This window comes from Leptospira adleri (assembly GCF_002811985.1).
Taxonomy (GTDB): domain Bacteria; phylum Spirochaetota; class Leptospiria; order Leptospirales; family Leptospiraceae; genus Leptospira; species Leptospira adleri.
Genome location: NZ_NPDU01000023.1, coordinates 62,203 through 68,471 on the forward strand (window position 1 = coordinate 62,203; position 6,269 = coordinate 68,471).

Below are 6,269 nucleotides of genomic sequence, written 5' to 3' on the forward strand. Positions count from 1 at the left end.
CTTAAAGTCAAGGATCTTTCAGAAAGATTCCGGAAGATCCACGTAAAAGCGAGTAGAACCTTTTTCGGATTCGAAAGAAAGTTCTCCCCCCATTTCCCGGACCAGGTTGTAGGAAACGGTTAGTCCGAGGCCCGTACCTTTTCCGATTTCCTTGGTCGTATAAAACGGATCAAAGAGTTTATGTCTGTTTTCTTCGGGGATTCCGATCCCGGAATCTTCTACGATTGTTCTTACGAACGTCCTTCCGCCTTTTTGGATCTTCGTCCAAGAAACCCGCAGAGTTTTTTCCATCGTAGAATCCGGATTACTTTCGATCGCGTCTTTGGCGTTTGTTAGAAGATTGAGATAGACCTGTCTGAGTCTTCCCGCGGAGCAAACCGCGTAGACCGGAGTATCCAAATCCGGAACCAAGGTGAAGATTCCCGATTTTCGAAAACCGTTCTTCAATAGTCCGAATGTGCAGCAAAAGATCGAAGTCAGATCGTGAATTTTGGCTTCTTCTTTTTCCAAACGAGTAAAGGTAAGCATGTCCCGAACGATCTCGGAAATTCGATTGCTTTCCTGTAAAATGATTCCGGCGTATTTTCGGAGCGGATTTCCGCTTTCAATTCCGTTGAATACCATTTCGGCGTAGTTGATCACGCCCATCAGAGGATTGTTGATTTCGTGCGCGACTCCGGCGGAAAGAGTTCCGATCGCTTCTAATTTTTGTCTTTGCACCCAAGAATCGCTCGGCTTTTCCAAACCTGCGAGGGAAGAATCCAAGGAAGAATTTGAAGAAAGAGCCCCCGTCGAAAACTGGGAAGGTTCCAAATAAGCGAAAATCTGAAGTTCTTCCGGATCGAACGCAAAGGAAACTGAATAATCTTTTTGAGAACCGTCTTTTGCGAGGATAAGAATTTCGTATGTGGGATTGTTTTCTAAATGTTTGAGATCGGGCCAAAGAGAAGGATCCGAAAAATCGGGAATTCTACTTTTGAAATCGCAGATGGATCCCCAGTTTTGACGATCCTCCAATTCCTCTTTCGTAAAACCGGAAGTTTTGCAAAAGGCGGAATTCGCCTTTTTGATCAGGAAGGTTGGCTCTAAGATACAGGCCGGAACCGGGGAAAGTTCAAAAAAGTTGTAGGACATCCGATTCTAAGCGTTCACGGTTTGGAAAGCTCCTCCAATCTGTGAGGATTAGAATCGGAAATGGATTAGAATCTAACGTCAGAACCCGGTAAAATCTGTTTCAAAACGATAGAATGTTCAGTACACTTTTAGTAATTCGACTTCAAATACGAGAGTTGAATTCGGAGGAATGGCGGCGCCCGCCCCTCTCGATCCGTATCCCAACTCGGGAGGAATCGTAAGTTTACGAATCCCGCCTTCTTTCATCCCTCTGACCCCGCGATCCCATCCTTTGATGACTTCTCCGGCGCCTAAGTTGAACGTGAAAGGAGTTCTACGGTCTCTCGAACTGTCGAATTTTTTTCCGTTTGTGAGAGTTCCCACATAATGAACGGTCACATTGGATCCGGAGAAGGCTTCTTTTCCGGTTCCAACGCGAATGTCCTTGATGATCAGGTCTTCCGCGAAAGCCGGAACAAACGATAGGACTAAAAAGCTGACGATAACACTCAAACGAATCAATTTCATTTTCCTCTCCCTCCGGTTCTTCTCACACCGGCTCCTGAAAATCCCCCCGACTTTGCTTGGCTTCCGTGAACCTTACTCGAACCGGAAAGTCCTTTGAGGGATTGTTTCTTTTCAAATTCTTTCTTCAATTCTTCCGAATCGACTACCGCGATCTGTTTGCCGGAGATTTCTTTTTTATTCAAAGCCGCAATCGCTTTTTCTCCGGCGGAATCTTCCATCTCAACGGATCCATAGGATAAGGAACGACCTGTGGTTTTGTCTTTTTTAATGTGAACGTCCTGAACCGTTCCAAACTCCGAAAAAATCTTTTTCAACTCGTCTTCGGTAAGTTCCTGGGGCAAATTTCCTACTGATATCTTCATGATTTTTCCTTCTCGGGAATCAATTTGCAAAATCCAATTCTATTGAAAACCAAATTCCAAAATGAGAATACACAAAACTCTCCGCTTCAAAAGCGCGATCCGAAGCGTAAAATCGGATTGGACGCAAATCAAAGAACAAAATCGAATCCGTAGTTTTTGTCTTGGAAGCATATCGGAAACCGGAATCTTGGAGAGGAATGGCCGATTTCTTCCAACTCAATCCTGGCGAAATTCTTACCTTGGTCGAAAAAGCGGGTTATGAACCTTCCGGTCATTGTATGGCCCTGAACAGTTTGGAAAACAGAGTCTTTGACCTTCGTTTGGAAGACGGAACTCATATCATTTCCAAATTCTACAGACCCGGAAGATGGACCCGCGAACAAATCTTAGAAGAACATCAATTTCTTATGGATCTGAGAGAAGAAGAAATTCCGGTCTGCGCGCCGCTTCTCTTTCCCGACGGGACGAGCCTCGCCGACTTTCAGGACGATATATTTTATTCTTTCTGGCCGCGGGTAGGAGGAAGATCTCCGGACGAACTGAGCGCGGAAAATTTTCGAATTCTGGGAAGACTTTTGGCAAGAATCCACAACGTAGGCCAATCCAAAAGCCTAAAACACAGAATCACCCTGGATTCTAAAACATACGGGACGACGCCCCTGGAAATTTTGGTGCAAGGAGATTGGATCCCCTCGAGTTGCAAAGAAGAATATTGGGAAACCGCGCTTCGGATCTTGGATCTCTTTCAAGAAAAAATCGCTACCGTTCCGTTACACAGAATTCACGGAGACTGTCACAAAGGAAATCTTCTAAACGGAAAGGAAGGTTGGTTTTTTGTGGACTTCGACGATTCTTTAAACGGCCCGGCGGTCCAGGATTTTTGGATGCTCCTTTCCCGGGGAAAAGAAGGAATGGAGGAAAGAGAACATCTCGTTTCCGGTTATCGGGAATTTCGGGACTTTGACGATCGTTGGTTTGAGTTGATCGAAATTTTAAGGGCGATGCGGTTTATTCACTACTCGGCTTGGATTTCCACCCGTTTTGAAACCGATCCTTCGTTTCCAACCGCCTTTCCCCACTTCGCCGGAGACGAATACTGGGAAAAAGAAACCCTCGAACTCAAAGAACAATACAAACTCATCTTAGGTTCCTTAGGGGATAAACATTTCTTTTCCGTTACAGATTCTTTTCCGAAAGAAGAAGAACTCACCAATAAGGATTTTTTCTGGGACCTCGAAGATTAACCGGTTGATTTTGTAATAGAAAAGTAATAATCACAATTGGGTCGAAGACAAAATTTCAGTTGTCCGACTTCCCCCGTAGAAAAGACTAAAAAAGAACTCGATATTCAAGAATTAAAGCGAAAACTGTAGATTCTACTAAACAATAAACGGAAGCGTTTCATGGACTTTTTCCTTATCATCGTAATTCTCATGGCCATCCTCGGAATCGGCGACCTTTTAGTCGGAGTTTCGAACGACGCCGTAAACTTCACAAACTCGGCGGTCGGTTCCAAAGCCTCCTCGAAAAGGATCATTTTGGTCGTCGCCGGAATCGGAATCATCTTGGGAGCACTTTCTTCCAGCGGAATGATGGAAGTCGCAAGAAAAGGAATCTTCCATCCGAGCGGATTTGCGCTGCAAGATCTCATGTTCCTATTCTTAGCCGTGATGCTCACGGATATCGTCCTTTTGGATCTTTACAACACACTCGGATTGCCGACTTCTACGACCGTATCTCTGGTCTTCGAACTTTTGGGCGCGGCGCTTGCCATAGCATTCTTAAAAACCGGAACTCTGAACGGAGCGTTCCAAATCATCAACTCGGAAAGCGCTCTGAAGATCATCTTCGGGATCGTGACGAGCGTGATCGTCGCCTTCTTTTCCGGAATGATTCTGCAGTTCTTCTTTCGATTTATTTTCTCCTTCGATCTCAAAAGAACGATGAAATACTTCGGTGGACTTTTCGGGGGACTTTCCGTAACGACGGTGATCTTTTTCACCCTTTTGACCGCGATGAAAGGATCTTCTCTGATCACTTCCGAGATGAGCAAATTTTTAAACGATAATTTTACGAACATCCTCTTGATCAGCTTCGCGGGATTTTCCGTCTTCTTTCAAATCCTGGTATTATTAGAATGGAATATTCTAAAATTCTTAGTTTTGGTGGGAACCGGTTCCCTCGCAATGGCGTTCGCGAGCAACGACTTGGTGAACTTCATCGGAGTTCCTCTCGCGAGTTTTACGACTTGGACCTTGATTCAACAAGGCGGAGATGCGAGCGCGATGGCGACCGGTCTTGCGGGAAACGTGGCGACTCCGAGCTTCATTCTTCTGGGAGCGGCCTGTGTGATGCTTTTCCCTCTTTGGTTTTCGAGAAAAGCGGAATCCGTGACTCAAACCGAAGTCACCTTAGGTTCTCAAGGAGAAACCTTAGAAGCGTTTAACACAAGTTTGGTGGCTCGCGTTTTTGTCCAGATCGCCCTTGGAATTTATCTGCCTATCAAAGCGATTCTTCCTTCGAGCGTAAGAAACTTTATCGGAAAACGTTTTGAAAACAGAAACACATTAGAAATCGTGAAAGTTCACGAAACCGAAGCCTTTGACTTGCTCAGAGCTTCCGTGAACATTCAGATCTCCAGCGCATTGATTCTGATCGGAACCCTCTACAAACTCCCTCTGTCCACGACGTTCGTGACCTTTATGGTTGCGATGGGAACTTCTCTAACGGACGGAGCTTGGAACAAGGAGAATTCGGTCAACCGTGTGAGCGGAGTTCTTACCGTTGTGGGCGGTTGGTTTTTTACGGCGATCATCGCGTCGACCACGGCCGGAATCATCGGTTCCATTCTTTATATCTTCGGATTTTCGTCCGTATTCGTTCTTGTTATCGTCGCGGGTCTTTTGATTTTTCTTTTCGGAAGAATCCACAAAAAACGCCAAGACACATACGACGAGAATCTTGAAAAACTGATCACTCTCAAAAAACATCCTGAGAGAGCGCTTTCCAGAACGATCTCTTCCATGCTCGCGAGTTTGAGCGTCGCGAGAAAAGCTCTGAACAACGCTTGCGCCGGATATGTAAATGGAAAGAAAAAGAACTTCAGACAAACTCAAAAACTTCTGAAGGACTTAAAGAAGATGAGAGAAAATTCCTTATCCAGCTTCTTATCGATCGCAAACAAACACCTCGAAGAGGAAGACTTGGCTTCCATACATCCGATCACGGATTCCATCAATCACTTGGATAGAATCACAGAAAGTATCTGGAATATTCTAAGAACCTCGTCTAACGGAATCAATTCTTTCCAAGAGGTTTCCAAAGATGAAAAAGAAGAAGTAAAAGAGCTCAGAAAACAGGCAACGAACCTGATGGAACTCTTAGCGGACTCGGATAAGTTTCCCGATCTTTTGGAAAAAGCAAGATCCGAGAAAAAGACAAAAAATCTCGAAAAAGCAAAACAGAACATCTATAAGAGCCAGATGAAACGGATCAAAAAGGGAGACAGCAAACTGAAATCCAGCGTTTCCTACTTCGTGATCATAGACGAACTTATTGACATCAACGAGAATCTTCTTTCTCTCGCGGAACAACTGAGCGTCGCGATCCCTTGGGCCGAAAAGAAGAAGTTGGAATTGCAGAGCAAATCCGTTCTCGCTTCCAAGGCGGAAGAAAAGAAAAAGAAAAAGTAAAAGTAAATCCTTTTTCTTTAGGGCTTGTCACCGAAACGGATTTCAACCGACTTCGGAGGCAAGCCTTTTTTGCGTCCCAATCCTTGATCGAAGAAGAAAGCGATCCGTATCAAAGCCCAAGCCCGCCCAAAACAAGTTTATCTTTTTTGAACACGACGACCCGAAAGCAACTAAAAACGCTTATACAAAAGGGTATTTTCAAAATAAGCACGTCTCCTAAAAAATAACATCAATTTCTCGCGACAATACATTAGAATATCATAATGTAAAATTCTTTAATCGTCCGCATAGTTTTCGAGACGCCGCCCCGTTCCCAAAAGAATCAAATCCGTTTTTCGTTAAAACCGGATTTCAAGAAAGCGTTGGAGCCTATGAACCTAAGACGCATGCTGCGACGAGTTTTCGCTTCGTCAAACTTTCGTTTAGGAATAGATTCCCTCAGGATTTTTTAGTAAGACGAGAGACGAAAACAACGATATTCTGGAGTAACTGGAAATTCTTTTAAAAAGTTCCGGATTGTTCAGTGTTTTTTCATCCGCTTGAATCGAACCGACTCCTGCGCGCGCCTTCGTGA

5 protein-coding genes and 1 pseudogene are annotated in these 6,269 nt (G+C 44.5%); 2 read left to right on the forward strand and 4 right to left on the reverse strand.

Annotation, left to right across the window (positions count from 1 at the left end; translation table 11 throughout):
• Positions 1-18: 18 nt before the first annotated feature.
• The 3 genes from CH376_RS10625 to CH376_RS10635 form a co-directional block, all read right to left on the reverse strand.
• Positions 19-1,134: a PAS domain-containing sensor histidine kinase gene (locus CH376_RS10625; protein WP_100784394.1), complete on the reverse strand. Its 1,116-nt coding sequence runs from the start codon at positions 1,132-1,134 to the stop codon at positions 19-21.
• A 117-nt stretch (positions 1,135-1,251) separates the two neighbouring features.
• Positions 1,252-1,641 (reverse strand): FKBP-type peptidyl-prolyl cis-trans isomerase, encoded by a 390-nt coding sequence (locus CH376_RS10630; protein ID WP_100784392.1) that lies wholly within the window; start codon positions 1,639-1,641, stop codon positions 1,252-1,254.
• On the reverse strand, positions 1,638-2,033 hold the full coding sequence (locus CH376_RS10635) for an RNA recognition motif domain-containing protein (protein WP_100784391.1): 396 nt from the start codon (positions 2,031-2,033) through the stop codon (positions 1,638-1,640). Before CH376_RS10635 ends, CH376_RS10630 begins: the two co-directional genes overlap by 4 nt.
• Positions 2,034-2,200: 167 nt before the next feature.
• Here CH376_RS10635 and CH376_RS10640 point away from each other — a divergent pair, with 167 nt between their 5' ends.
• Positions 2,201-3,247 carry a serine/threonine protein kinase gene (locus tag CH376_RS10640; protein WP_100784387.1) on the forward strand — a complete coding sequence of 349 codons (1,047 nt, stop codon included), beginning with the start codon at positions 2,201-2,203 and terminating at the stop codon, positions 3,245-3,247.
• 159 nt (positions 3,248-3,406) lie between these two features.
• Entirely contained in the window at positions 3,407-5,695 is a 2,289-nt protein-coding gene (locus CH376_RS10645) for an inorganic phosphate transporter (protein WP_100784385.1), read from the forward strand.
• Between the two features lie 491 nt (positions 5,696-6,186).
• On the opposite strand, the pseudogene CH376_RS10655 reads toward CH376_RS10645, so the two are convergent.
• Positions 6,187-6,269: pseudogene (locus CH376_RS10655) on the reverse strand (LemA family protein); the annotation flags it as partial.